Raw genomic sequence first — 26,394 nt, 5'->3', positions numbered from 1 at the left:
CAATGAGCACGCATGTACATCGCATGCCGTTCGGCGCCACGGTGCATGCCGATGGCGCGGACTTCGCGCTCTGGGCCCCGTCGGCGGAAATCGTCATGCTCGAACACCACGCGGTGGCCGGCGAAACCTCGTCGCAGCCGATGACGCGCGACGGCAAGGGCTGGCATCGCCTGGCCGTGCCCGGGGTGGGGCATGGCGACAGCTACCGCTACCGGCTGCCCGACGGCACGCGCGTGCCCGACCCGGCGTCGCGCTTCAACCCCGAGGACGTGCACGGCCCGAGCGTGGTCATCGACCCGCAGCGCTTCGAGTGGACCGACGGCGCATGGCGCGGCCGCCCCTGGGAAGAAGCGGTGGTCTACGAGCTGCACGTCGGCACCTTCACCGAAGAGGGGAGCTTCAGCGCCGCGCGCGAACGGCTGGGCGAACTTGCCGAGCTCGGCATCACCGCCATCGAACTCATGCCGCTCGCAGACTTTCCCGGGCAGCGCAACTGGGGCTACGACGGCGTGCTGCCGTTTGCGCCCGACGCCTCGTACGGCGCACCCGACGAACTCAAGGCGCTGGTCGACGCGGCGCATTCGCTGGGGCTGATGGTGCTGATCGACGTGGTCTACAACCACTTCGGGCCGGAAGGCAACTACCTGCATGCGTACTGCCCCGAGTTCTTCAACCCCGGACACCAGACGCCGTGGGGCGCTGCGATCAACTTCGACGGGCCGGGCTCGCGCGCGGTGCGCGACTTTTTCATTCACAACGCGCTCTACTGGGTGGAGGAGTTTCGCTTCGACGGCCTGCGCATGGATGCGATTCATGCCATTCACGACGAGACGCGGCCGCACATCGTGAACGAGATCCGCGAGGCGCTCGATGCCGGGCCGGCCCGCGAGCGCCACGTTCACCTGGTGCTGGAGAACGACGCCAACCAGGCCTCGATGCTGATGCGCGACGGCCGCGGCATGCCCGTGGCCGGCACGGCGCAGTGGAACGACGACCTGCACCACGCGGTGCACGTGCTGGCCACCGGCGAGCGCGATGGCTACTACGCCGACTATGCCGACGACCCGGTGTGCCGCTTCGCCTGCGCGCTGGCCGAGGGCTTCATCTACCAGGGGCAGCCGTCGGCTTTCAGGCATGGCGAGCGGCGCGGCGAGCCGAGCACGCGGTTGCCGCCGCAGGCGTTCGTGTCCTTCCTGCAGACGCACGACCAGGTCGGCAACCGCGCCTTCGGCGAGCGCATTCACGCGCTCGGCGATCCGGTGCTGGTGCGCGCGGCGCTGGCCTGCCTGCTGCTGTCGCCGCACGTGCCGATGCTGTTCATGGGCGACGAGTTCGCGGCCTCCACGCCTTTCCAGTATTTCTGCGACTTCGGGCCGGAGCTTGCGGCGGCGGTGTCCGAAGGGCGGCGAGCGGAATTCGGCGGGTTCGCGATGTTCGCGGACGAAGCCGCTCGCGCGCGCATTCCGGACCCGAATGACGAAGCGACCTTCCTGGCGTCGAAGCTGCGCTGGCGCGAGCGCGGGACACGCGCGCATTTTTCGAGGCTCAGCGAGGTGCAGCAGCTGCTGGACCTGCGTCATCGCCTGATCGTGCCGCGCCTGGCCGGCATGGCGGGCGCGGGTGTCTACCGGTGCGAGAACGACATGCTCCAGGTGCAGTGGGACATGGAGTCGGCGCGCTTGCATCTGCTCGCTCATTTCGGGGCGCAGCCTGTGGAGGGCGCTACGGCGCCACCCGGCGAGGTGGTCTACAGCGACGGGGCGACGACCGGCCGTGAGGGCGCGTTGCACCACCTGGCGCGCGGCGCAGTGCGCGTGACGCTGGAAGCGCTGCATGGCGGATGAAGCAGGCCGCGGCCCTGTGACGGGCGATCTCGGGCGGCTGTGCGCGCACTTCGGCATCGCCACCGGTTATTTCGATGCCTTCGGCGCGCGGCGCGAGGCTTCCGCTGAAAGCCTGATCGCGCTGCTGGCCGAGTTCGGCGTGCGGCTCGATGGCGCGGCCGACGCGGGGCGCGCATTGGAGGCCGCACACCGCGCGCGCTGGGCACAGGCGCTGCCGCCGGTGCGGGTCGTGCAGGCCGGCAGCGCTGCGTGGTCTGTGTCGTTGCGGCTGCCGGCGTCCATGCGGCGGCTGCGCTGGCAGCTCGGTGAAGAGCAGGGGCGTGAACTGCAAGGCGAGGCCGATGCCGAGGAGTTGCCCGAGACCGGCCGCATCGACATCGACGGCATCTGGCTGTGCGAGCGCGTTCTGCCAATGCCGCTGGCGCTCGAAGCGGGCTACCACCGGTTGCGCATCGAAGGCCTGCGTGGCGAGACGCTGGTTCTTGCAACGCCCGGCCGCTGCTACCGGCCGCCCGCAGTGCGCGATGGCGGTCGCGTCTGGGGCGCGGCAGTGCAGCTCTACAGCCTGCGCTCGCCGCGAAACTGGGGCATCGGCGACTTCAGCGATCTGGAAGAACTCGCCGTGCGCATGGCAGCGCAGGGCGCGGACATCATCGGCCTGAACCCACTACACGCGCTGTTCGCGAGCACGCCGTCGAATGCGAGCCCGTACAGCCCGTCGTCGCGCCAGCAGCTCGACGTGCTCTACATCGACGTGGAAGCGGTGGATGGCTTTGCAGACTGCGACCCGGCCCGCGAGCGGGTGCATTCGCCCGACTTCCAGGCGCGGCTCGCCGCGCTGCGTGCAACGCAGCTGGTGGATTACGCGGGCGTGGCCGCGGCGAAGTTCGAAGTGCTCGAATTGCTCTTCGGCCACTTCTGCGCGCGGCACCTGCCTCCGGAGGGCGCGCCCGACGAGGCGGGCAGGGAGTTTCTGGCCTTCGTCGCGGAGCGCGGCGAGGCGTTGCGGCAGCACGCTCTTTTCGAAGCACTGCAGGCGCACTTTCTTGCAGCCGAAGGCGGCGCGTGGGACTGGCATGCATGGCCGGTCGCCTACAGGAATCCGGATTCCGCCGAGGTGACCGCATTCGCCGTGGCGCACGCGCAGCGCGTGCAGTTCCACCAGTACCTCCAGTGGCTGGCCACCCGGCAACTGGCACGGGCGGCCGCGCGCTGCGATGCGCTCGGCATGGGTGTCGGCCTGTACGTGGACCTGGCGGTGTCGGTCGACCGCGCCGGCTCCGACACCTGGGGCGCGCAGGAGGTGTTTGCGGAAGGCGCCAGCGTCGGCGCGCCGCCGGACGAGTTCAACCCCGCCGGGCAAGGCTGGGGCCTGCCGCCGCTGCGCCCTGACCGCCTGCGCACCGATGGCTATCGCTTCTTCATCGAAACGCTGCGCGCGGGCATGCGCGGCGCCGGTGCGCTGCGCATCGACCACGTGATGGGCCTCATGCGCCTGTTCTGGATTCCGCAGGGCCGCGGTGCGCGCGAGGGTGCGTACGTCTACTACCCGCTCGACGAGATGCTCGCCATCGTGGCGATCGAGAGCCACCGCCACCGCTGCATGGTCGTGGGCGAGGATCTCGGCACGGTCGAAGATACGGTGCGCGATGCGCTGGCGCAGGCCGACGTGCTGTCTTACCGGCTGCTGTATTTCGAGAAGCAGCGCGATGGCCGTTTCACGCAGCCCGCAGCCTATCCGCCGGCCGCCCTGGTCGCGATCAGCACGCACGACCTCGCGACCTTCGCTGGCTGGTGGACGGCCGACGACCTGCGCGAGCGGCTCGCGCTGGGCCTGTTTCCCGATCCGGCGATTTTCGACAAGCAGCTGATGGACCGGGCGCAGGAGCGCATCGAGTTGATGCAGGCCTTGCAGCAGGCGGGCCTGCTGTTGCGCGAGGAAGTGGCGCAGGCGGCCGGGCTCGCAATGCCGTCCGCGCGCATCGTGGAGGCGGCGCACGCCTTTCTGGCGGCTGCACCGTCGGCGCTGATGATGGTGCAGCTGGAGGACGTGGCGGGCGTGGTGGCGCAGGCCAACATGCCCGGCACGGTGGACGAGCATCCGAACTGGCGGCGCAAGCTGCCTGAGCCGGTTGCGGCGCTGGCCGGCGGCGAGCGCATGCGCGGGCTGGGCGAGGCCCTGCGTGCGGCGCGGCCGCGCCAGGTCGAATCGGCCGGGCGGAGTGCATCGCCGGGTCTGACGACTCGCGTGCCTCGCGCCACCTACCGGCTGCAGTTCCACAAGGACTTCGGCTTCGACGACGCGATCCGTGTGCTGCCGTATCTCGCGAAGCTCGGCGTGAGCCATGTGTACTGCTCGCCGATCCAGCGCGCCCGCGCGGGCAGCATGCACGGCTACGACGTGGTGGCGCATGCGGAGATCAACCCCGAACTCGGTGGCGAGGAAGGCTTTGCGCGCTTCGTCGCGGCGCTGAAGGCCAACGGCCTCGGGCAGCTGCTGGACATGGTGCCCAACCACATGGGCGTGTTCGGCGCCGACAACGCGTGGTGGATGGACGTGCTGGAGAACGGACCCGCATCGCTGTTCGCGCAGCACTTCGACATCGACTGGCAGCCACTCAACGTCGAGCTGACCGGCAAGGTGCTGCTGCCCGTGCTGGGCGTGCACTACGGCGAGGCGCTGGAGAACGGCGAACTGATCTTGCGCTTCGAGGACGCGAGCGGCAGCTTTGCCATCGGCTACTACGACCACCGGTTTCCGCTGGCGCCCGAGAGCTATCCCATGGTGCTCGAACGGGCGCTGGCGCGGCTGGGCGATGCAGCGGCGTCGGGGCGGCTGGCGAGCCTGTCGACGGCTTTCGGTCATCTGCCGGGGCGCGGCACGGCCTCTGCGCAAGAACAGGCAGAACGCGTACGCGACAAGGAATTGCTCAAGGCCCGGCTGGCGCGGCTGGCACAGCGCCATCCTTCGGTGGCACAGGCGCTCGTGGCGTCGGTGGCGGAACTGAACCTCGCATTGCCGGAAGCGCGCGACGCACTGCACAAGCTCATCGAGCTGCAGGCGTACCGGCTCGCGCACTGGCGGGTGGCGGCGGACGAGATCAACTATCGGCGCTTCTTCGACATCAACGATCTCGCGGCCGTGCGCATGGAGCGCGAGGAGGTGTTCGAGGCCACGCAGTCGTTCGCGCTGGACCTCGCCGCATCCGGCGTGGTGGACGGCCTGCGCATCGACCACCCCGACGGGCTCTACGACCCGGCCGAGTACTTCCGCAAGCTGCAGGAAGGCTATGCGCGACGCGCCGGACTGGTGCTGCCCACGCACGACGCGCAGGGGCGGCCCGCGCGGCCCCTGTACGTGGTGGCCGAGAAGATCGCCGGCGCGCACGAGGAAGTGCCCGAGAGCTGGCATGTGCACGGCACCACCGGCTATCGCTTTGCGAACGTGGCAAACGGCGTGCTGGTCGACACCGCGGCCGAGGCGAGCGTGGTGCACGCGTGGCAACGCTTCACCGGCGAGATGGAAGACTTCGCCTCGGTGTCGCGTGCCGGCCGGCGCGAGGTGATGCGCAATGCGCTCGCGTCGGAGCTGAACGTGCTGTCGACCGAGCTGCTGCGCATCGCAAGGGCCCACCGCAGCACGCGCGACTACACGCTCAATGCGCTGCGCCGCGCGCTGGCGGATGTCGGTGCGTGCATGCCGGTCTACCGGACCTACATCGTCGAACGGCCGTCGGAACAGGACGCGCGCTTCATCGACGAGGCCGTCGACGAAGCCGCCCGGCAGAGCGGGGATGCCGACCGGTCGATCTTCGATTTCGTGCGGTGTGCGCTGCGGGGGGAGGCGGTTGCCTCCGCTTCGCCGGCGCTGGGCGAACGGGTGCGCCGCTTCGCATTGCGCTTCCAGCAGTTCAGCGCGCCGGTGGCGGCGAAGGGCGTGGAAGACACGGCTTTCTACCGCTACTTTCCGCTCAGCTCGCTCAACGAGGTGGGCGGCGAGCCGGACCTGTTCGGCATCGAGGTCGACGCATTCCACGCGGCGAGCGCCGACCGCGCGCTGCGCTGGCCCCACACCATGCTGGCGACTTCGACGCACGACAACAAGCGGTCGGAAGACGTTCGCAACCGGATCGACGTGCTGTCCGAAATGCCCAACGAGTGGGTGCTGGCGCTGACGCGCTGGCATGGCCTGTGCCGCGGCACGCGGAAGAAGCTGGCCGGCGGCGAGGCGCCGTCGCGTGCCGACGAATACCTGCTGTACCAGACGCTGCTCGGCACCCTGCCTCTGGGTGGGCTCGACGCCGGCACCGCGCCGGGCTACAGCGGCCGCATCTGGCAATACATGCAGAAGGCCGCCCGCGAGGCCAAGTTGCGCACGCGATGGTCCCAGCCCGATGCGGACTACGAGGCCGCGCTCGAGCGTTTCGTGCGCGAGCTGCTGGCCGATCCGGAAAAGGGCGAGTGCCTTGCGGACATCCAGCGGCTGGCTGACACGCTGTCATGGTTCGGCGCATGGAACAGCCTCACGCTCACGCTGCTGAAATACAGCTCGCCCGGTGTGCCCGATCTCTACCAGGGCAGCGAGCTCATCGAGCTGAGCCTGGTCGATCCGGACAACCGGCGCCCGGTGGACTACGCCCTGCGCCAGCGGCGGCTGGCCGCGCTGAGGGCAATGGTTGGCCAGGAAGGGGTTGGCCTGGCATCGCGGGTGCGCTCGATGGTCGAGGCGCCGCACGACGGCCGCGCCAAGCTCTGGTTCATCTGGCGCCTGCTGTCGTTGCGGCGGGAGCAGCCTTTGCTGTTCAGCGAAGGAAGCTACGAGCCGCTGGCGGTCGAGGGGCCGCTGTCGAGGCACGTCGTGGCCTTTGCGCGCAGGCATGAGGATCAGGTGCTCGTGGTTGTGGCGGGGCGGTTGTTCGTCGATCTCTCGCGCCGCAGCGCGGATGAGGATGCGATTCCGGCGCTTCCTGAGGCGACGAGATGGAAGGGCACGACGGTGTGTCTTCCCGCAGGCGTTCGCTCAGTGATGCTCGAGAACCTGCTGACTGGAGAGTCGCTGTCGGTCGGGGAGGGGGCTATTCGCCTGGACGACGCACTGCGATGGATGCCATGGGCTGTCTTCAGCCGTACAGCGCCGCGGGAGAAATACGCATGATCTGCACCTGCTGGGCGGCGTCGATGACGCGAGCGACCGGCTCCCAGACGCTCGCATAGTCCGGCAAGGCGTCAGGCGCGAAGCTCGTGTGCGGCCAGTCGGAGCCCCACACTGTGCGGCCGGAGAGCCAGCCCTGACTCGCCTCGCGCCATCAACTTGGCAGCGCCGGTGGCCTACCGCATTTACATGTCACCGATATCACTATTTCGGGTGATGCCTAGAGAGAAGTAAATCGATTCAATCAAATCTGTGCACTTTTGCGTGCACAGCCAAGCTGCCGTAGCTGATCGACCGACGTCGATCTCCTCCATCTGGCGGTGTCGGGACGAATGCTTTTCGCCCAGATGTCTTTGATTACGTGAGGCCTGATTGCTGTTGCATTTCCGGGCTCGCGTGATCACGTCTGATCGGCAAGGCCCGAAATCCGGAAGCCGAGGACTGCTTGGGACATTCCAAAAAATCACCTAGGAAAAGTAATGGACCGTAGAAAGTTTTCGCTCACGATGGTGGGCGCGGCAGTGTTGGCCGGGTGCGGAGGAGGCGGGGGAAGCAGTGGTGGGTTTGCGTTTCCCCCGATTGCGAGTGCGCCGCCCGCTCCTGCACCCGAGGTGGCGCCTCCTGTGCCAGCGCCGGTGCCCGATCCCGGCCCTGTCGTACCTACGGCACCCGAGCTTGCAACGCCGACGTCCCTGCCGGCCGGCACGGCGTTCCTGCAAACCGTTGCCGCGACCGATGGTGATCGTTCCATCGCGCCCGGACAGGCCAATATCTGGGACCTGAATGAGGACTTCTCGATCGAGGATGGAGGTGACGACCAGTTCGACGGGACCTTGCATCTGCTCGTGGACGTCGGCGGCGTGCAGGCCGGATTCCCTTCAGACCAGACCTACGCGGAACTGACCGCACTGGGCCCGGAGATGGGGCCTTCGGACGGCGTCAAGGCGGTGACCTTCACCTCGGATACCAATTTCCTGCAAACCACAGGTGGGTACGCCTATCTGCACGCGGGCGCCGAGGTTCGTCTCCAGCAGACCTTGAACCTTGGCAGTGCCGTCGGACCCGGGATCTCGCTGGTCTGGGATGGAGTTCCCAGTCCAGGCAATGCCGCTGCTCCGATGTCGGATCCGGGCCAGTTCGGCCAGGTGGTTGTGCGCGATACGGCGGGCGCGCTGTTGGCGACGCTCTTCAAGGTCGATCTCAATGGGGTTTCCGGAACGTGGGGCTCGGCCTCGCTGGCAGCGTTTGTCGGCCAGACCGTGGTGCTGTCGTTCGAGCAGCGGGTATGGGTTAGCGGTTCGGCCATTGACAACGTGTCCGTCAAGGACGGTGCCAACACGGAATTCGTCGTCAATGGCGACTTCGAAGCCGCAGGCACGGGCTGGACGGTTTCGGCCTCGAAGATCGTGCAGAACGTGCGCACTGGCGTGAGAACCTTCAACGGACTCGAGGTGCAGCGCACGTTCTATACGCAACCCAACCTGCTGTGGGCGCGCATGACCGATGTCTTCCGCAATACCACCGCCGCGCCTATCGATGCCGTGGTGTCCTACGCGACCAACCTCGGCTCCGACAGCTTGGGCATCATCTACCCCACGCCGGGCGCAACCCAGAAAGCGCTGAGCACGTGGGACTACAAGTCGAACAGTGGAAATGTCGGAGATCGGGATGTCGGTTTTGCATTCGGCACTGCGGATGTCGTCAACTACAGGTCCGACACGGCACTTGGCGTTGGAGCCGGGACCGATGACGTGCTATTCCAGTTCAACATTTCGGTCCCGGCAGGCGGCAGCGTCACGCTGATGAACTTCCTGGTGATGTCGGGCACGGACACGGGCCTCGTTGCCACGGACATCACGGCAAGGGCGACCGAAGTGGATACGCAGCTTGCGGACATTGCCAATAATTTCCGGACCAACTTCGCGTACCAGCGGGGCCTGACCCAGGCTCAACTGGACACGGTGAAGAACTTCTAGCCGGTCGGCGGGCAGGCGGACTACTTCATCCGCCTGCCCGAGGGCAGCGATCTCCTGTCGCGCACGAATCCCCTGAATCGTTGCCGCGTGAGAAACTACCGGCTTGATGTAGCCGATGCCCGTGCAGATGCTGACAGGACCGGCGAGCGAGGTCGGATCCCTGGTCTTCGAACGGTTGGCGGGGTTCCAAGTGTATGAGTGACAACGCTAAGCCATTGAATTTAAAAGAGAAAACCATCTCGGTCGCCCCGATGATGGATAAATCGGAAACCTGAGAAAAATCAAATACTTAGAGATGCTCGTGTGCACTTTGTGTGCACCGGATTTGACAGATTCGATCTTTTTTCCAATGAGCCAGGTTCGGCGACTACGAGTACGGGTGCAGGAGGTTGAAGGTGGCCGTCGCCTCCCTGAACACGGATTCGTTTTCGTCAAACGAAGCTGCGACGATGGATTGCAGCTTCCCCTCGCCGCTCAGCAACTGCAGCAGCGTGTGCTGGCTGCTTGAGCATATGGAGACCTTCTCCTCTCGCATCGGCACACGGATCACGCGCCTTGAGTGGCGGGCGCAACTGCGTGACAGCGGCGAGGTTCAATGGTGGGCCCCTCCACCGAGGCCGAGTTCACTGCTATAGAGAATTCGCTCGGCGTCTGCATCCGCGGATCGCTTCGGGACGTCATCTTGCGCACCGGCCGTAGCTTGCAACGCGGGTTCCATTCACGCCCCGAGTGCCTGCCCTTAGGCCACCACCGACGGAACAATCCGATTGCGCATGTGACGCGCCATGAAATCCCGTGCCTCGTCGGCAGGCACTGGCTTGCACAGCCAGTAGCCCTGTGCTTCGTCGCATCCGCGGCTGTGCAGGTAGTTGAACTGGACGGGCGTCTCCACGCCCTCGGCCACCACCTTCATCCGCAGCCCGTGGGCGAGCGTGATGATCCCGTCGATGAGCGCGCGCGCGTCCGCATCCTGCGAAAGGTCGTTGATGAAGGCTCGGTCGATTTTGACCGTCGACAGCGGAAAGTGCTTCAGGTACGACAGCGAGGAGTATCCCGTCCCGAAGTCGTCGATGGCGAGGCCCACGCCCATGTCGCGGATGGTCCGCAGCAACGTCACCGCGTGTTCGGGGTCTGCCATCATCGCGCTCTCAGTGATCTCCAACTCCAGCAGCGACGGATCGAGGCCCGAGGACTCCAGAACGGCCTTTATGTCGGCGATGAGTGTGCGACTTTCGAACTGGCGCGGCGACAGGTTGACGCTGGTCAACACCTCCGGCAGGCCGTGCTTCTGCCATGCGAGCGCGTCGGCGCAGGCTTTCTCCAGCGCCCATTTGCCCATCGACACGATCAGGCCGAGCTCCTCGGCGATCGGGATGAACTGCACCGGCGGAATCATCCCCAGAATCGGATGGTGCCAGCGCATCAGCGCCTCGACGCCGACGATGCGCTGAGTCTGCAGGTTCATCTTCGGCTGGTAGTACATCTCCAACTCGCCACGATCCAGGGCATGGCGCAGCGCGCTTTCCAGCATCAGCTGTTCGGTGCTCTGCGCATTCATCTTCGCCGCGTAGAAGCGGTAGGTGTTGCGACCCTTCTCCTTGGCGCGGTACATCGCGGTGTCGGCGTTCTTCAAAAGCGTTTCGGCATCCCCGCCGTTCTCCGGATAGATGCTCACGCCCACGCTGGCGGTGACCTGCAACTCGCGCCCCTCGATGACGAAGGGCTCGGCGCACCGCTCGAGAACCCGTTCGGCGACCACGGCGGCGCCGTTCGCGCTGTCCAGGTCCTCCAGCAACAGGACGAACTCGTCGCCGCCGAAGCGCGTCACGACATCGGTATTGCGCAGCAGCGCCATGAGGCGCCGGCCGCAGCCCTTGATCATCTCGTCGCCCACGCTGTGGCCCAGCGTGTCGTTGATGTGCTTGAAGCGGTCCAGGTCGACGAACATCACGGCGAACTGCTTCTGGCTGCGGTTGCTGCGCTTGATGGCGCGATCGAGCTCGCTTTGCAGCGCGGAGCGATTGAGCAGCCCCGTCAGTTCGTCGTGGCTGGCCATGAAGCGAAGGCTGTGCTCGGCCAGCTTGCGCTGCCTGTACTGAGCGATCTGCAAGGCGATCACACGCAGCGACTCCAACGTCTCCGTGTCGGCAACGGACGGATCGGAGCCAAAGAGTTCCAGCGCTGTGGTCGCATCGGCAGAGGCCATCGGCACGATGAGGCCAGTGATCAGCCCCGCCTCACGGGCCATCGCATCGCGAGCGAAATGGGCTGGCGAGGCCTGCGTATCGATGCGCACGACGCCGCCGATGCCCAAGGCGCGACCCAACGAACCTTCGTCGGGCCGGTATTGGCGCGACCGGCTGTCGCCGGCGAACTGCGTCAGCGCAGGCCCCTTGTCTTCCGCATGCCAGACGGCGTCGCAACGAACCAGGCCGTCCTCGCTGGCACTCCACAGCGCGCCGCAGTCCCAGCGCAGCTCGGTGCATATCGCCTCCAGCGCCAGCGCGATCACCGTCTCGGTCCTGCCGTCGCCGGCCAGCAGCCGCGCGACCTTGTATTCGAGCTTCTGCCGCAACGCATCCTTGCGCGGCCGCGTGGCATCGCGCACCGTGCCGCGCACCAGCTTCTTTCCCCCGTGTTCTCCCGACTGCGCGATGACGTGGAGCCAGCGCTCGGTGCCGTCCGGCAGACGCAGGCGGTGCTCGAATTCGCTTCGCTGCGTAGACTCGCAGGCCCATGTGATCTGCTGGTGGACTGCGGCGCGCTCCGAGGCCGGCACACGCGAGAGCAGCGCGTACAGGTTCGGTGGCGAGGGATCGTCCGCGAAGCCCAGGATGCGCCGGGCTTCCTCGGAGCATTCGAGGGCGCCGGTCTCGGGATCGAGGGTCCAGCCGCCCAGGTTGGCCAGGTGCTGAGCGTCCTTCCACTGCCGTTCGCTGACGCGCAGGTGGCCGGTCATCTCGGTTGCAAGGACCTGGGCCCGGCTGCGCGAGGTGGTCAGCGAAAAGACGATGGCCGCGAGCAGCGTGCTGGTGGCCAGGCCGCCGAGAACGACGAACCACGGGATGGCCTTGTCGAGCGGGCCGAAGACCTCGCTTTCGTCTTGCTCGACCTCGACAAGCCAGGAATGGCCACCCAACTCGAAGCCGAGCATGCGCCTGAGGCTGTGCCCGGGCGTGGCGAGCGCAACTGCGGGCTTCACCAGGGCGGCGCTGTCGAACAGCAACTGCTGCTCGTCGAAAGCCGTGGGCGTCACAAACCTGACCTCGACGCGCGTTCCGATCGCCGCTTTGCCCGGTCCGGCATCGGCAAGGCGCAATCGCAGCATCCGGGAGCGATCGGGGCTGACCACATCGCGCAGCATCCCGGCGATGCTCAGGCCTGTACCCACCGAGCCCATGTAGGCGCGGCGCCGCTGCTCGAGCGTATCGAGCGGCGTTTGTGGGCGATAGACCGGCAGCCGCATCGCCAATCCGATGTCAGCCTCGCGCCCCGGAATGCGGACCTTGCGACCCGAGGTGACGAGCCCGCCAGTGTCGCGCCCCTGCTCGAGCGCATTCCCCCGATCAGGCATTGCGCCCAGGTCGTTGCCCAGCAGCATCTCGTTGCCGGCCTGGGGTTCGATATAGAGCAGCGGATAGTAGATGTCCCGCTCGCCGGATGGCTTGATGGCAAAAGTGGAGGCCACGCCGACTCCGAGGCTCGCATCGCGGCGGACCTGCGCCTCGAAAGCGCCCTTCTCGTCGGCACTAACGAGGGGTGCATAGGTGGCAGCCTGAAACCCGGGGTACGCGCTCGCCAGGTTCAGCCCCGCGACGTAATTCCTGAAATCGCTTCGCGTCACGGCCTCAGGGGTATTGAACCGCGCCCGCAGCCCGGTCAGGACGGCGACATAGTCGTCGAAGCGGTCCTCGATTTTTCTCGCCAAGTCGAGGGCGTTGGCGTCGAAGCGCATCCGTGCGCTGCGCCCAATCTCCTGATGGACAGAGACACCGAGCGCGATCGAGATCGCGACGCCCAGCACAAGAATCGCCAACGGCAGGCGAACCTTGACCCAGATGGACACTGACATTGGACTTGCCCCAGTTGTTGGCTCAGGCCATTACATCGTTGCCGCAATATATAGAGGCAGCGCAGGAGCGTCACGGAATTCGTCACGAGGATGCCAAGGTCTGACTCGGACGATTCATTCAGAATTAAGTAATAAGGATTGATTCAAACAGGGTGATGCTTGCGCTCCAGGGAACAAACGGCAAGCGGTTCCTCCTGGAGGGGACCATCATCGGCTCTGATCGGTTCGCGCGAAGGCGTTCCAACTCGCAGGTGCGCTATTCAGGAAGCTGGCGGATGCGCCGCAGCACACACGCGATCACGACCTTCGATCTTGGCCTGATAGAGGGCCTTGTCGGCCGCTTCGATCAGTTCCTTCGACTGTCCGCTCGACGTGGAAGGCCTGAGCGCCTCCACACCAGCGCTGAGCGTCACGAAGCCGTTCGCCACACCCGCATGCGCGATCTTCAGATCGCGCACTGCATTGCGAATCCGCTCCGCCAGGAGGACCGCGCTCTGTACGTCGGTGTCAGGCAGCAGTACCGCCAGTTCCTCTCCGCCGTAGCGAGCCGCCAGATCCCCTGGGCGCTTGGCAGCGACAGCGGCAACCGTACGCCCGATGACTTGCAAGCATTCATCACCCGCCGCGTGGCCGTAGATGTCGTTGTACTGCTTGAAGCAATCCACATCGATCATGATCAGCGCCAGAGTACTCGCCTCCCGGATTGCACGACTGAATTCCGTATCCAAAGTGACGTCAAACTTTCGGCGATTTGCAAGCCCGGTCAGCCCGTCTTCCATCGCGAGCGCATTGAGGGTCTGGTTCAGCGTCTCCAACGCATCTCGCGCCCGCCGCAGCTGCGCCTCCGTTTGAATCTGCAGCTCGAACTGCTTGACCAGCCGCCACCCGACGGCACCGACGACCAACACCAGAAGAACGACGCCTCCCGAATGCCAAAGCGTTTCGCGCCACCAGTCGGCCAGGATCTCCTCCTTGGAAAGGGAAGCGGCGACGAACAGCGGATAGTGGGAAAGGCGTCGGAAGCTGTTGAGTCGCAGGACCCCATCTTGCGCAGACCGGATATAGGCTGTTCCAACCGGTCCTTGCGAACGGTAGGCTTGAAAGAGGTCGCTGCCGCGCATGTCGCGCCCGACCACGCTGGGGTTGTAAGGCCGACGGGTGATCATCGTTCCGTCTTCGCGTATCAGCCCCAAGGCGCCGGCCTGCCCGATATCGAGGCTGTCGTAAAACTTCCCAAAGAAATCGACCCTCATCGTTGCGAGTGCAACCCCGGCAAAGCTGCCGTCGGCATGGTTGATGCGCCGCGAAATGGGAATCAGCGACCGGCCGTTGGTTCGACTCGTCACCGGCACACCGACGTGGGGCCCGCGGCTCACATTGGCGCGATGGAACTGGAAATACTCTCTGTCGGCGTTGTTCAGGTTTTGCGGCCAGATCTGCCGGGAGTTCGCAACCCAGTTGCCGGCCTCGTCGTAAATATGAAGCCCGTCCAGCTGCGGAAGCTGCGCGACGCGTAGCGCGAGAAAGTCGCGAAGCCTCGCGACCTCGGCAGGCCCTGTCCCATCCGATTCGATGCGCTCGACGAGGCCGACCAGCACCGTGTCGGCCATCTGGATCTGATCGTCTGCCTGCTGCGCCATGGCTTGTGCGAGGTTCGATGTCGCCACACCCATCTGGCGCAGGTGGAGCAGGCGAGACTGCCAACTGTTCCAGCCATCTATCGCGACCAAGCCCAAACACACGATGGCCACGAAGACCACCGTCCTGGATGTGATGGATGGTCGTCGCAGCACTGCTTACTTTTGCGGTGAGAAGGCCATGAACGGACTTTGACACATTCACGGCAATTTGGAGTCCCGTGAATGAAGGAGTCTCGCGCCTGCTGGTCCACCGTTCAGAACGAGGGCGGGGCGTAAGTGGATGGCACTACTTTCCCGAGCCACAGCTCGCTAGCAGTCCCTACCCCCCAGGGCCGCACGTGGCCGTCGACATCGGCGGACCCGGCATGCAGGTGCTGCGGTGAGGATTGCAGCACGGCAGCAGCGCACAGAAATCGCTGCTTCCGAGTTTGCGCAGGCCAGTGAACGCTCGGCGCGCGGGCAAACCTTCCTCATGAAATCCGGAGGGAAGCACAGACGCATCGGCGGGGTGCCTCATCAATCTCATGCAAGGGCACGCACCGCGTGAGGATCGCCACTGGCGGGCACTTATGTAGGGTCGACGCGCATCGGCCGCTGTACAGTTGGCTGGCTCGAGGACGTCGAAGAAGGAGAATGAAGTGCAGCACCTCGCCAGGAATTCCAGTGAATCGATCTTCGTTCAAGCGCCGACCACCTCACCAAGAATGGAAGTGCACGCGTTCGAACAGCAATTGCTGCGCCTGAAACGGATGCTAGGCGTTTCCGCCGACGGAGAGGTCGCCAAGGCCCTCGGCATGAGCAAGGCTGCTTTTTCCGAGCGAAAGCGGCGCAACGCATTTCCCAAGGACAAGCTGCTGGCCCTCGCCGGCCTTCAGCCGGAGTTGAAGCTGGATGCGATTTATGTGCTGACCGGAATACCAACGTCGGCTCCGACGACACCGGAATCCGGCAGAGCCGCAGTGCAGAAGGCGGTGTTCGAACAACTGCGACAGGATCTGTCGGTTGATGAGCAACTGCTACTAGAAGCATATCGCGCATTGGACGATCGAGCCAAGAAGCGGTTGCTCAGCCAAGTGATTTCCGCTTGGTCCCACTCCTCGAAGTGTTTTCACACAGCCTCCGCCCGAAGCGGTCGTTAAGCGAGCTTTCGCTGGTCACTTCCAAGTAGCGACATGAAAAATGGCGAAGGCACGGGCAACCTTCTACTTAATCGACAGTTCAGAGTAGTTCAATGAAGTGTCTCCGTCTCTGGCAGTGCAGTTGACGCCAGACCAAGGGCGTGGCGAGACGAATCTGCAGCCCTGTCTGTGCATGCGCGACTCGTCGCTATTCTCCCCAGCGGCCGGGGTTCCTGCCTGAAGGGTGGACATGCTGGCTGGAACTGAAGCAGGCGCCCGACGGGACGTTCTCCGGGAAGGCCGACCACCGTACACGATGCGCGCCTGTCCTAACGCAGTGCCCTACACGAGAAGCCGCGTTGGACGAACTGCAAGCTAGCCTACCTCAGGCGTCCCGCAACGTAGCAATCCCATGCAGGTCGATCACGAGAATCCCGTCCTCGCAACGATGTGACTGCACCGCGCGCACGAACGCGGCGATATCCAAAGTCACGGTGGTGATGCGATGATTCGCATCTGACGATGGGGGTGCGAAACGCATCGTTGTGGGCGTCACGAACAGTTCGCAGCGCTGCGTTCTCGGAACATCACCGATACCCCGCGAGCCCCAACGTACCGCTGTCGTCTCCGTGCGCATCTCGCACAGCAAGGCGTTCACGCACAGGCGCTGCATTCGCAAGAGCGTGGCAACAAACTCGGGGTTGACCTGAAGCGTTGCAAACGACGGGTCCAGGTCAAGCGCCGTCGGCATCCCGATGAAAACCTCCATTGTCTGGATCCCAGCCGCTTCAGGACGCCTCGACTGCTCAGTACGCGAGTACAGCACCTGGGACGCCAGCCACGAGCATTTGTGCGTGGGCGCCTTACTGCGCAGCGCTTGCAAAACCTCTGGAGGATGGTCTGTCGCGCGCCGGTGGAACACCAATGCCGACGCGGGGTCCTTGTCCCATGCTGGGATGCCGGGTTGCGAACTGTGACTCAGATACAGCATCTCTTCCTCTTCGGCGCAGGCCACGCATTGCAGATCGAAGATCGTGCCGCCCCGCTGTAAGCGACGGCCTGTGCTCCATGACTGCGCCATGATGGCGCTCGCATAGTCTACCGCCTCGAGACAACTGGAAAAATCCGCAACGCGCGTGACCCCTGCGGCGTTCAGCCGCAGAAACACCGAGTACACGACAGCGGCATCACGGTGAGAGGTCACGACCCGCATGGGCCAACTTTCCTCATCGCCGCGTGTCGCTGCCATGGCAGGCGTCAGTGCTTCGATTTCTATCCCGACGCATTCGTTGGCATCGAAGTCGGCAATGACCGGATATCGCCGCGCGGTCGCCCGTGGTTCGGTGCCGATCGCCTCGCACAGCGGCCAATGCAAATTGGTATGGCCTTCGCTCTCACCATGGTTTCGAAGGTTGAATCCGCGCTCGTCAAATTTGAGCAGGAAGAGCGATTCGTACGCTTCGCCGCAAAGAACTGACGCGGGCTGGACGATCTGCGGTGGGAACACGGTTGCTGTTTGTTATGCGACGGGTTTGTGCTTACGATCCTAAGCTCCGTACTGCAGTACGCAGTCAACAGTGATGAGCAGTAAAAGCGACAATCTCAGCATCGGCGGCTTTGCCGCGTCGGCGGGCGTGAATGTGGAGACGATCCGGTTCTACCAACGCAAGGGACTGCTGCCGACGCCGGACAAGCTCGGTAGCGGCAGCATCCGCCGCTACGGCGAAGCGGACGTTGCGCGCGTGCGATTCATCAAGTCCGCGCAGCGCTTGGGATTCAGCCTCGGCGAGGTGGCTCACCTGCTCGAACTGGAGGATGGCACGCACTGCCGTGACGTGCGTGACCTGGCGCAACAGAAACTGGTCGATGTCAGGACCAAGCTGGCGGACCTGCGCCGTATCGAGGCGACATTGGCCGCGTTGGTCCGGGATTGCGGCGAAAGGCGCGAAGCAGCGCCATGTCCCCTGATCGTGTCCCTGCAGCGATAGCAGCGCCGGTCGCGTGATGTCTCGGGCCCGAACCGGGACGGGCGACTGGTGCAACCGGATGCTGCATTCGGATGAGATTCGATGGCCGCACACTCAGTATGCCGTGCCCACACTCGGAGCTCCATGTGATCGGACGGCGCTCCAGGATGCATTTGCTTGGGATCAGGTGCCAGCACTGCCTGCCGATCTTGTGATGAGGAGGTTCTGGTCGGGCGTGCTCACTGTGATGGTTTCCTTGAGCGTGTTTTTGCGGCGGGATATCCGGCGATCAAGCTCGGCGCCAGTGATTTAAAATAAAAGTGTTAATAAAAGCGGGTGCATGCAATCCGGTTTCTGAGAGGCTGGGATGGATCGAACAGAGGTTTTGGCGACGACGGTCAGCATGGCACGCGCGGGTGTCGGATTTACGCCGGCCGCTGCGCTGGACTGCATCGCCGCCATGATCGGTGAGGAAGATCCGCGCAGCATCTCCTACGATGCTCGCGTCGAGAGACTGCTGCGCGTGGCCGCGTGCATCTGGATGCTGAGACACGAAAAGTACCTGCCGGCTGTATCGCAGGCGACGAGTTCCCGAGATCCCGATCCACAGTCCTGACCCACAGTCCCAAGCTTATTCCGTTCGCATCTGGTCCACGGTTCCCTGGGCTCATCAATACATTCCATTCCCAGAGCGACCAAGGCCTTCGCAGCAACTTGGATCAGCGCACGACCCGTAATCGTTCGTTGGCCTGAATCACCATCAAAAAGGCGATGGCCCCTCGCGCATGTGTCTTGAGGGTGCCAAAACTCAAGCGCTGCTCGCTTTTCCGATTGCACCACTTTGTAGCAGAATTAAACGAACTACAACGAGGGAAGAGGTGCGTCAGATGCGTCTTTCGGGCGAGAACTATGGCTGTTCCTCGATCACCGCGAGCGGGCCACGGCCACGGGCAGCGGCGGACGAAGGTGCGTTCGGTGGTTGGATTCCTAGGGATGGTCTGCAAAACAGGCCTGAGCCTTGCATGATCTGAACCCATGATTGCCAAACGCGTAATGCCGCCGAGCCAGCTCGGCTTGGGTCTGAACCTGTCGACGAAGAAGACGCGCAAGCGCGAGTTCCTCGATGAAATGGATCGGGTGGTTCCATGGAGCGCGCTGGTGCAGATCGTCGAGCCACACAGCCCGCGAGCCAAGACTGGCCGCCCGCCTGTCGCCATCGAGACGATGCTGCGCATTCACTATCTGCAGCAATGGTTCGGACTGAGCGACCCGGCCATGGAAGAGGCGCTGCACGACGTGCCCCTGTATCGGGAGTTTGCTGGCCTGGGTGATGGCGCGAGCCGTCTGCCCGACGAGACCACCATCCTGCGATTCCGTCACCTGCTGGAAGCTCATGACTTGGCCGTCGACATGCTGCGCGTGGTCAATGACATCCTGCAGGCCAAGGGCCTGATGCTGCGCACGGGAACGGCGGTGGACGCCACGCTGATCGCGGCACCCAGCTCGACCAAGAATGCTGAAGGTGAACGTGACCCGGAGATGCATCAGGTCAAGAAGGGCAACCAGTGGTACTTCGGCATGAAGGCGCACATTGGCGTCGATGCCGCATCAGGCCTGGTGCATACGGTGGTGGGTACAGCGGCGGACGTCAGCGACATCAACGTCGCCGGTGTGCTCCTGCATGGCGAGGAACACGCAGCATTCGGTGACTCGGGCTACCAGGGCGTGCACAAGCGAGCGGAGGCCGCGGGGCCGACCTGGCACGTGGCGATGCGCCCAGGCAAACGCAGGCGGCTGAATCCGTTCATCGAACCCGAGTTCGTGGCCGAGCGAGTGGAGAAGATGAAGGCCAGCATCCGAGCCAAGGTCGAGCACCCGTTCCGAGTGATCAAGCAGCAGTTCGGGTTCACGAAGGTTCGCTACCGAGGTTTGATGAAGAACACCGCGCAGATCGTCACGCTGTTTGCGCTGTCGAACCTGTGGATGGCGCGCAGGCGGTTGATGCAGACCGAGGGGTGAGTGCGTCTGCAGCACTCGAATCGGGCCCACCAAGCCCACGTGATGGGTGTCAGGCGCAGAAGATCGATGCCGGGGCTGATCGTCTGAATGGCTCGCCATCACGCGATTCATTTAGCCGCGATCGAAAATCGCGTTCTGCAGACCATCCTTAGTGCGTCGTCTCGGACTTCAATGCGCTGTCTCAGACACTAATGGCAAAGAACACCCGGAGTGGAAATGGTTGAAATATGCCCGGACTCACTAGCCGGAGTTACGCATCGTCGACTTTGGCAATGCGTGTGGCACTTTGGTAGGTCACGAATGGATCCGCTACTACAAGATGGATCGAATCAAATTCGGGACAGGAGGATTGCGTCCTGTCGACTACCGGACGAAGTACGCTGCTGCGCTGGCATGACCTAAAACAGTGTCCAAGGCCTGGGGGGACGGTTCATTCCCTGGGGCACCTGCTGCGCTGGAGCACGAGCAGCAGTTGCGGCCCCACCGACTTCAGAAGCTGGGTCGGCAACGCGCTCGTGAACCGATAGCGAGCGGCATAGGGCTCGTGCACGTAGGCCATGATGGTGCCGAAGTAGCGGTCGCCGATCATGAACACGAAGGTGGCCGAGCGGTCGATCTTGCGTTCCGAGATCACCCGTCCGCCGCGGCCGGTTTGCTCGTAGCGATGGTCGCCGGTGCCGGTCTTGCCGCCGATCTCGATCGCGCGGCCGTTCTCGTCCACCAGTGCGCCCTTCAGACGCCGTGCCGTGCCGTCGTTCACCACCCCGACCAGCGCGCGCCGCAGCGTCGCGGTCAGCTCGGCGGGCAGCACCCGTTCAGCGCTCGCGTTGTGTGGCTCCAGCCGTGTCTCGTAGGGCGTGTCGCGCCCGAAGTGCAGTGCACCGACCCGTTGCGTGGGCAGCCGCACGCCGTCGTTCGCGATGATGCCCATCAGCTCCGCCAGCGCGGCCGGCCGGTCGCCCGAAGCGCCGATCGCGCTCGCGTACGACGGCGTCAGCGATGCGAATGGGTAACCCACGCGCTGCCACGAGCGATGAATCTGCGCGAAGGCGTCGAGCTCGATCAGCTCGCGCACGCGCTTGTCCTGCGCGCTCTTGTGGCGCGTCTTGAAGAGCCAGGCGTAGACCTCCTGGCGTTCGCTCGCGCTCGCGGCCAGCACCTCGGTCAGCGAGGCGCCCGGGTGGCGCCGCAGGTAACCGACCAGCCAGAGCTCCAGCGGATGCACGCGCGCGACATAGCCGCGATCGGCGAGCGACAGGCCGGCGTAGGTTTTGCGCAGCGCTCCCAGTGCGCGCGGCGAGTCGGCGCCGCGGCCCAGCCGCTGCACCAGAAGCGCGTCGAGCCGTTCGTCGCTGGCCTCGGGCTCGATCGTGAACAGCACGCTCGCCAGGCGCGGCGCCGACGGCCTCAGGCCGCGCAACAGCAGCGCTTCGGCGCCCGCGGTCGACTGGCGCTGGTACTTGCGGTGGAAGCGGATGAGAAAGGCCGAGCCTTCGCGGTCCGCAAAGCGTGCGAGCAACTCGCGCCGGCCCGGCGCGGAGGGGTCCTTCAGCAGGCGCTCGGCGTCAGACGCGCCGCCGAACATGCGGTGGCGCACCAGGTCGCGCATCAGGCGGATGAACACCAGGTTGACCGAATGCTTGAAGCCCTCCCGCACCGTCATCGAACTGCCGTTGCTCGAGCGCTCGAAGTTCGCGAACTGATGCATGCCGCCGCCGGTAAAAAAAGACTCGCCCGGGTTCGCCGAATACTTGCGCTCCATCGCCGCTTCGAGCATCGGGGCAAGGCTGCGATCCTTGGCGCGCAGGAGGTACTGCTTCGCCCACGCGCCCAGCGGGTCGCGCGGGCTCGGCGCCAGCGCCGACAACTGGGCCGTGCTCAAGTCAGCCCAGCCCGCGTGCAGCTCAGCCACCAGCTCGAGGTAGCTCACCAGCGTGCGCAGCTTGGCCGTCGAGCCCAGGTCCAGCCGCGCGCCCTGGTTCACGTCGAACGGCTGGTCGATGTTGTCGGCCTGAACGCGCAGCAAGTTCGCTCCGGCGCTGCGCTCGAACAGCGTGAAGCTGTAGATCAACGGGCTCGGGTCCGCACCAGGGTCGAGCAGGTGGGAGCCGTACAGCCCTGCCGCCTTCGCCGCGGCGGGCGTCCGCAGGCCGGCCAGCACCCGCGCCACCAGCGCCTGCGCCTCTCCGTCCAGGCTGGTTTCGGCGTCGAGGTCCAGGCGCTCCAGGTCGTAGGCACGCGGCACGTCGAGCAGCGTGGAGATGTGGGTGCGCAGCGCGCTCGCGGCCTTGCGCTGCACGAAGTCCGGGCGGGGCGTGGGCGGCAGTGGGGGCTGCAGGTGCAAGGGCAGCGGCAGCGCCGCATCGCGCAGCGCGGGCGTGATCAGGCCCGCCTCGGCCATCAGCCGCAGGTAGCTCTCGGTCAGCCGCGCCAGGCCTGCGCCGTCGCCGAGCAGGTGCTGCGATGGGCGGCGCTGCGCGATCATCAGCGACAGCGCCTGCTTGAAGGCCTCGGCCTGCTGTCGGAGCGCTTCGTCGGTGGGCGCTGCTGCTTCTTCCGCGTTGTCGGCGAGCAGGCGGTTGACCTCGCCGAAATCGCGCCCGTACCAGGCCCACAGGCCGTCGCCCAGGCCGTGCACCTCGCCCATGCCCGGGCGTGCGGCCAAGGGCACCGTGTCGAGGTAGTCGACGACGATCTGGCGGCGCCGCGCCTGCGTGTCCTCGCCGTCCTGGTAGGCGCGCAGCGAGGCCGATGCCATCTGGCGCAGCTTGTCGCCTACCGACCCGGTGCGGCCTTGCGGCGAATGTCGGTACTTCTCGATCTGCGTGGCCAGCGTGCTGCCGCCCGTTGCCGACTGGCCCAGGCTGACCGCCCGCAACGCCTGCTCGAGCGCCGCCTTGGCAAAGCGTTCCGGATCGAGCGCGGGGTTGCGCTGCGGCGGCTCCGCGTCCAGCAGGTGGCGGTCTTCGACGAACAGCAGGGCGCTCACCAGCAGCGGCGGCACCTCCTCGAAGCGCTCGTACGCCCGCTTGGGCACCCGCGAGTGCAGCAGCGCCGCATTGCGGCAGTCGCGCACCGTCAGGCCGGCCTGGTTTTTCTCGCGGTAGGGCGCGTAGAGCCCGTACTCCTGCAGCTCGATCAGCCGCGGCGACATGCGGGCTTGGCGGGTGACGACATAGCCCTGGGGCTGCAGGCGCTCGATGTAGTGGGGCAGATCGTGGTAGCCCAGCCGCTCGTCATAAGGCCCGGTGTGAGGGAAGCGGATGGCATCGCTGGCACCGGCGTCGACGCTGAAGCGGGCATCGTTGGCGAGGTCGCGCCACAGGGCCGATTGCAGCCGGGAGGTCTTCAATTCGTCCACCACGAATACGGCAAACGCACCCCCCACGGCGAGACCAGCGCCGACCCAGAAAAGCTTCTTGAACCATGCCATGCTCTGCCTCGCGAACAGTCTGCACCGTGGGTTCGTCCACCACGATGATGCACCTTTCGCGGCCGTTTGGGTTGGGCATGACGAGGCCGGGAGGCCGCCCGGCGATCCAGCCTCAGGGCACCGCGTGGCCCGGGGTGGCCAACGCCGAGGTGATCGAGCTCTACTGGCGCATCGACCAGTGTTGGCGCCGACCGGAAACTGAGCCAATGGGGGTGCGGACGAAAACTTGGACTACCTGGAGGTAGTTCATGTATTCATACGAAGACCGCATCCGAGCGGTCACGCTCTACATCAAGCTGGGCAAGCGCACCGGGGCGACTATCCGCCAGTTGGGCTATCCAACGAAGAACTCTTTGAAGAGCTGGCATGAGGAGTACGAGGGGCGCCTGGACCTGTCGTCCGGCTACGTGCGCTCGAAGCCGAAGTATTCTCAAATTCAGAAGGAGCAGGCTGTCAAACACTACGCCGAGCACGGGCGCTGCATCGCCTTCACGGTCAAGGCGTTGGGCTATCCGTGCCGCGATTTGCTGCGTGCCTGGATTGATGAACTGGACCCCGACTCCCGGCAGCGCGTTGTCGGCAGGGCCGTCAGTGCACCTCGGCCGCCGCAACTGAAGAAGCTGGCGGTCCTCGAACTGTGCACTCGTGAGGGAAGTGCGCAGGTGGTTGCTCAGAAGCTTGGCGTGAGCAGGCCGACGTTGTACAACTGGAAGAACCAGCTTCTGGGACGTGAGGCACCCGCATCCATGAAACACACCAATCAGTCCCCGCGGGCTCAAGAGCGCGACGAGCTCGAGCGCGAGGTTGAGGCGTTGCGCCGCGAAGTCAGGCAACTGCGCCTTGAGCAGGACCTCTTGAACAAGGCCAATGAACTGTTAAAAAAAGGCCTGGGCGTCGATCTGCAGCTCCTGTCCAACCGGGAGAAGACACTGCTGATTGACGCCCTCAAGGAGCACTATGACTTGCCAGAGCTCCTTGGACAGTTGGGTCTTGCACGTAGCTCGTACTTCTACCATCGGGCCCGCGCAGCGGTGGGTGACAAGTACCTCGAAGTGCGTCAGTCCATCACCGAGATCTTCGAGTCGAACCACCGTTGCTACGGCTACCGCAGGCTGCAGGCCTCTTTGACCAGGCAGCAGGTCAACATCTCGGAGAAGGTGGTGCAGCGGCTGATGAAGCAGGAGCGCCTGGTTGTTCCAATGCACAAGAAGCGCAGATACGCCTCGTACCTGGGGGAGATCAGTCCAGCACCAGAGAACATCATCAACCGCGACTTCCAGGCTGCGGCACCCAATGAGAAGTGGCTCACGGACATCACAGAGTTCCAGATCCCCGCCGGCAAGGTTTACCTGTCGCCGATCATCGATTGCTTCGACGGGATGGTAGTGAGCTGGACCATTGGCACGAGCCCGGATGCTGAGCTGGTTAACACCATGCTGGATGCAGCCATCGAGACGGTGACGGACACCGCTGACCGGCCTGTGGTCCACTCCGACCGCGGCGGCCACTACCGCTGGCCAGGCTGGCTATCGAGAATGAGCGATGCCAACCTCATCCGCTCGATGTCCCGCAAGGCCTGTTCTCCGGACAATGCGGCTCGCGAAGGCTTCTTCGGTCGCCTCAAGAACGAACTGTTCTATCCTCGGGACTGGAAGGGCACGACCATCGAGCAGTTCATTGAAATGGTCGACTCGTACATCCGCTGGTACAACGAGAAGCGGATCAAGATCTCCCTGGGGGCCCTCAGCCCGATCGAATACAGGGTGAGTCTTGGACTTGCGGCATAAAACCAGTCCAAGTTTTTATCCGCACCCCCGGTGGCTCAGTTCTACTTCGGCGCGGACAATCATGGACGCTGCATTGCATTCACCATCAAGGCGTTGGGCTATCCGGTACGCGAATCGCTGCGTTCCTGGATTCACGAATCGCACCCCGAGCTGCACGTGCGCATTGTCGGTCGATCTAACGCGATAGCGCGGCCGCCAGCGATGAAGCAGGCAGCTGTCATCGGGTTGTGCACGCGCCAGGAGAGTGCACAAGCCGTGGCCCAAGAGCTGGGCGTGTGCAGGCCAACGTTGTACTGGAAGAACCAGCTAGTCGACCGTGAGGTCCCAGCATCCATGAAGCGCCAACACGATCTACCGCCAGGCCCGGAACGGGAGGACCTGGAGCGCCAACTCGAAGCCCTGCGACGCGACATCCGACGATTGATGTTGCTGGTTGATGCCCTGAGACATACACCCTCGTGGAACTGCTCGACGGAGTGGGCCTGGCACGCAGTTCCTATTTCTACCAGCGAGCCCGGCTCGATGCTGCGGACAAGTACGCCGAGGTGCGTCGAACCCTCACCGACATCTTCGAGCGCAACCACCGTTGCTATGGCTACCGCCGGCTGCAGGCTTCGCTGGCCAGGCTGTGAGTTTCCGCACTCGATTGATCCGAGTTTCCATCGAGGGCTGACCCGCCGCAATGTCTTTCGGCCGTTGTTCATCAGGCAGGTTGCGTGCTGCATGCAGATCAAGGACTCATGGAAAATTGGGGCACTTCGAAGGGGAGATCAACAGTACTGGGGGGTTGCGAGAACGATGAAGGCGATGTGGCTGGCGGAGGCGTGAGCCTCTTTAAGCTCTCGTTCGCGCCTCGATGACGCGAGGCGATTGCCATGGAAAATGAGCGAGTGAATTCCATTTTCAAGGCCAATAAAAGCAAACAAATGTGAACGAGTTGGCGTTCATGGCCGAAATCGAATTGCGCCGGGCATTCGCGAACTTTTGTTTAGCGAATTTGCAATCAGTTGCACTAGAGTCCGCCCCCGGGTCGGGCAGGCACACAGCACCAGCCACACCCGTGCCGCGCACGCAGTTCATGCCAGTGCGCCATTCGCTCTCGACCATCAGGACTCACGATATGAATAAGGTATTCCGCGTCGTTTGGAACGACGCACTCGCTCTCTGGACCGTTGCATCCGAACTGGGGCGCGGTCATTCGAAAGCACACGCCGTTGCCGGCGCGGCAGGCGCAGCGGTGACACTGGCTCTGGCCACGATGTCAATGCCGGCCGCGGCGGATTGCGTGGCCACGGGTGCGGCCATCGCCTGCAGTTCGGCGGGAGGAACGCAAGGCACGACCGTCGGGACGGGACCGGCCACGGCTGACAACACCTCGGTGGATGT

At 64.6% G+C, this 26,394-nt stretch carries 14 protein-coding genes and 1 pseudogene; 10 read left to right on the top strand and 5 right to left on the bottom strand.

Going from position 1 to position 26,394, the window contains the following annotated elements; translation table 11 throughout:
- The first annotated feature begins 2 nt into the window (after window positions 1–2).
- Window positions 3–1,844 (top strand): malto-oligosyltrehalose trehalohydrolase, encoded by a 1,842-nt coding sequence (gene treZ / locus ACZYSP_RS28450; RefSeq protein ID WP_489017870.1) that lies wholly within the window; start codon window positions 3–5, stop codon window positions 1,842–1,844.
- The gene (locus ACZYSP_RS28445) at window positions 1,834–6,999 is read left to right on the top strand and encodes a malto-oligosyltrehalose synthase (protein ID WP_093080451.1); all 5,166 of its coding nucleotides are present in this window, start codon (window positions 1,834–1,836) and stop codon (window positions 6,997–6,999) included. Before treZ ends, ACZYSP_RS28445 begins: the two co-directional genes overlap by 11 nt.
- Here the strand turns inward: ACZYSP_RS28445 and ACZYSP_RS28440 are convergent.
- Window positions 6,965–7,111, bottom strand: coding sequence for a hypothetical protein (locus tag ACZYSP_RS28440; protein WP_256216939.1), 147 nt, complete (start codon window positions 7,109–7,111; stop codon window positions 6,965–6,967). The genes ACZYSP_RS28445 and ACZYSP_RS28440 overlap by 35 nt on opposite strands.
- A 520-nt stretch (window positions 7,112–7,631) precedes the next feature.
- Here ACZYSP_RS28440 and ACZYSP_RS28435 point away from each other — a divergent pair.
- Window positions 7,632–8,972: a hypothetical protein gene (locus ACZYSP_RS28435; RefSeq protein WP_093080454.1), complete on the top strand. Its 1,341-nt coding sequence runs from the start codon at window positions 7,632–7,634 to the stop codon at window positions 8,970–8,972.
- Window positions 8,973–9,711: 739 nt separating this feature from the next.
- Here ACZYSP_RS28435 and ACZYSP_RS28430 read toward each other — a convergent pair.
- Together ACZYSP_RS28430 and ACZYSP_RS28425 are read right to left on the bottom strand one after the other, a co-directional pair.
- Complete coding sequence (locus ACZYSP_RS28430; protein ID WP_489017867.1) at window positions 9,712–13,044, bottom strand: bifunctional diguanylate cyclase/phosphodiesterase; 3,333 nt, start codon at window positions 13,042–13,044, stop codon at window positions 9,712–9,714.
- A 260-nt stretch (window positions 13,045–13,304) separates the two neighbouring features.
- Window positions 13,305–14,795 (bottom strand): sensor domain-containing diguanylate cyclase, encoded by a 1,491-nt coding sequence (locus ACZYSP_RS28425; RefSeq protein ID WP_256217039.1) that lies wholly within the window; start codon window positions 14,793–14,795, stop codon window positions 13,305–13,307.
- A 527-nt stretch (window positions 14,796–15,322) separates the two neighbouring features.
- Between ACZYSP_RS28425 and ACZYSP_RS28420 the strand changes: the two genes are divergently transcribed.
- A complete protein-coding gene (locus tag ACZYSP_RS28420; protein WP_218149818.1) occupies window positions 15,323–15,823 on the top strand; it encodes a helix-turn-helix domain-containing protein in 501 nt (166 codons plus the stop codon).
- Between the two features lie 364 nt (window positions 15,824–16,187).
- Here ACZYSP_RS28420 and ACZYSP_RS28415 read toward each other — a convergent pair whose 3' ends face one another.
- Complete coding sequence (locus tag ACZYSP_RS28415) at window positions 16,188–17,309, bottom strand: hypothetical protein (protein ID WP_143062671.1); 1,122 nt, start codon at window positions 17,307–17,309, stop codon at window positions 16,188–16,190.
- Window positions 17,310–17,382: 73 nt separating this feature from the next.
- Between ACZYSP_RS28415 and merR the strand changes: the two genes are divergently transcribed.
- The 3 genes from merR (at window position 17,383) to ACZYSP_RS28400 (ending at window position 19,788) form a co-directional block, all read left to right on the top strand.
- Complete coding sequence (merR, locus tag ACZYSP_RS28410) at window positions 17,383–17,790, top strand: mercury resistance transcriptional regulator MerR (RefSeq protein WP_093082938.1); 408 nt, start codon at window positions 17,383–17,385, stop codon at window positions 17,788–17,790.
- A 346-nt stretch (window positions 17,791–18,136) separates the two neighbouring features.
- Window positions 18,137–18,385, top strand: a complete 249-nt coding sequence (locus ACZYSP_RS28405; protein WP_093082936.1) for a hypothetical protein — start codon at window positions 18,137–18,139, stop codon at window positions 18,383–18,385.
- A gap of 437 nt (window positions 18,386–18,822) precedes the next feature.
- Entirely contained in the window at window positions 18,823–19,788 is a 966-nt protein-coding gene (locus ACZYSP_RS28400; RefSeq protein WP_143062672.1) for an IS5 family transposase, read from the top strand.
- 430 nt (window positions 19,789–20,218) lie between these two features.
- On the opposite strand, the gene ACZYSP_RS28395 is transcribed toward ACZYSP_RS28400, so the two are convergent.
- Window positions 20,219–23,221, bottom strand: a complete 3,003-nt coding sequence (locus tag ACZYSP_RS28395; protein WP_093082930.1) for a transglycosylase domain-containing protein — start codon at window positions 23,219–23,221, stop codon at window positions 20,219–20,221.
- Window positions 23,222–23,469: 248 nt separating this feature from the next.
- On the opposite strand from ACZYSP_RS28395, the gene ACZYSP_RS28390 reads away from it, so the two are divergent.
- From ACZYSP_RS28390 to ACZYSP_RS28380, 3 genes and pseudogenes are all read left to right on the top strand, one after another.
- Window positions 23,470–25,008, top strand: coding sequence for an IS3 family transposase (locus tag ACZYSP_RS28390; RefSeq protein ID WP_093082927.1), 1,539 nt, complete (start codon window positions 23,470–23,472; stop codon window positions 25,006–25,008).
- Between the two features lie 57 nt (window positions 25,009–25,065).
- Window positions 25,066–25,634, top strand: a pseudogene (locus tag ACZYSP_RS28385) (IS3 family transposase); the annotation flags it as partial.
- Between the two features lie 320 nt (window positions 25,635–25,954).
- Window positions 25,955–26,394 (top strand): ESPR domain-containing protein (locus tag ACZYSP_RS28380; protein WP_489017863.1); only part of this gene is annotated, 440 nt, incomplete at its 3' end.

It is taken from the genome of Variovorax sp. F042, assembly GCF_057814215.1.
This window is presented reverse-complemented; position numbering and strand designations above follow the sequence as displayed.

Bases quoted from the DNA above. Each gene is read 5' to 3' on its own strand.
- treZ (WP_489017870.1), top strand. From the start codon at position 3: ATGAGCACGCATGTACATCGCATGCCGTTCGGCGCCACGGTGCATGCC.
- ACZYSP_RS28445 (WP_093080451.1), top strand. From the start codon at position 1,834: ATGGCGGATGAAGCAGGCCGCGGCCCTGTGACGGGCGATCTCGGGCGG.
- ACZYSP_RS28430 (WP_489017867.1), bottom strand. From the start codon at position 13,044: ATGTCAGTGTCCATCTGGGTCAAGGTTCGCCTGCCGTTGGCGATTCTT.
- merR (WP_093082938.1), top strand. From the start codon at position 17,383: ATGAGCAGTAAAAGCGACAATCTCAGCATCGGCGGCTTTGCCGCGTCG.
- ACZYSP_RS28405 (WP_093082936.1), top strand. From the start codon at position 18,137: ATGGATCGAACAGAGGTTTTGGCGACGACGGTCAGCATGGCACGCGCG.
- ACZYSP_RS28400 (WP_143062672.1), top strand. From the start codon at position 18,823: ATGCCGCCGAGCCAGCTCGGCTTGGGTCTGAACCTGTCGACGAAGAAG.
- ACZYSP_RS28395 (WP_093082930.1), bottom strand. From the start codon at position 23,221: ATGGCATGGTTCAAGAAGCTTTTCTGGGTCGGCGCTGGTCTCGCCGTG.
- ACZYSP_RS28390 (WP_093082927.1), top strand. From the start codon at position 23,470: ATGTATTCATACGAAGACCGCATCCGAGCGGTCACGCTCTACATCAAG.